General features: G+C 62.5%; 1 protein-coding gene. It reads right to left on the bottom strand.

All coding sequences use genetic code 11. From position 1 onward, the window contains the following. Window positions 1-1,094: Mu transposase C-terminal domain-containing protein (locus tag EOA27_RS37605; RefSeq protein ID WP_127258860.1), on the bottom strand; the 1,094-nt coding region annotated here is incomplete at both ends.

Here is a 1,094-nt window from a genome sequence, read left to right as displayed (position 1 = left end):
GTCGGAGGACGCATTGCATCATAGGGTTTGGCGGCCTCCACCGCGTGGGTTCGGCGCACGGCGTTGCGGAGGTCTGCTTTCGAAGGCTTTTGCTTGCCGGCGATCTCCGCAATCCGTCGGCGGAGCACTACCTTCTCGACATCCGATCGCGCGTTCGTGGCACGTCGGTGCATGCGATCGGCTTCATGTTCCCACAAGGTGATCGGCGCGAGGGATTCGTCTCGCCTCTCGACGGGCCGAAACTCCCTTGACTCCGGATCGCGGATATAGATGTGACTGATATCGCGAGGGTCGTAGCGTACTTCGATCTTGCCCAGCCGATCTCGCTGCGGGACCAGGCCGCCCAGCCAGGACGAGTAGTAGTCGAGCGCGAACATGCTAACACCCTGCGGTGAAAGGCGCCTCTCCGCGCCAGGAAGGAATGCCAGCAGAACCCGCATCGGATCATCGTCGCAGCGGGGGAGGTCGTGCGTCTGCCTCTCCCACTCTTTTGCCGGCACCTTCAACGTCCTTGCGTTTTCCTGAAGGTTGTGGTCGATCACCGCGAGCGCGACGCATCGCTCGAGATCGACGAAGCTGAGGCGAGCTCGCCGTTGCGCGGGGTATTCGTCGCGATCCGCCACGGATCGGCCCGTCGAGCCGGGCTGTGTCGCAAGAACGGAGTTGAGCTTCCCGAGCAGCCTTTCGACCACGCCACCATGATGGACGCGACCACGGTCCCGGTAGCGGATACGAATACCGTAGTCCTCGCACCCACGCTGGAAGGCATGCCCTTTGAACTCCTTGGCGGAGTCGGTCACAAGCGACCGCGGTCGACCGAACATCGGCCACCCATGCTCGATGTCCCGCGCGGTGAGCCAGACATCCTTCGGGCTCATTGCCTGCGCCAGGCATAGCGCGACCGACAGCGCCGACGGCTTCTCAAGAGTAAGGCAGAAGCCGAGAATACAGCGCGTCGCCACGTCGGTGACGATCGTAAGATATGCCCGGCCGACGAAGGTTCCTCCGCCCTCGATCACCTCCACGAAATTGATGTCGGTGGGCGTATGATCGATCTGACACACATCGAGCGGTCGTGCCGCGTAGATGTATCC

The sequence above is a fragment of the Mesorhizobium sp. M2A.F.Ca.ET.037.01.1.1 genome, assembly GCF_003998075.1.
Lineage (GTDB): Bacteria > Pseudomonadota > Alphaproteobacteria > Rhizobiales > Rhizobiaceae > Mesorhizobium.
The sequence above is the reverse complement of the archived record's forward strand: the minus strand, read 5'-3'. Positions and strand labels throughout refer to the sequence as shown.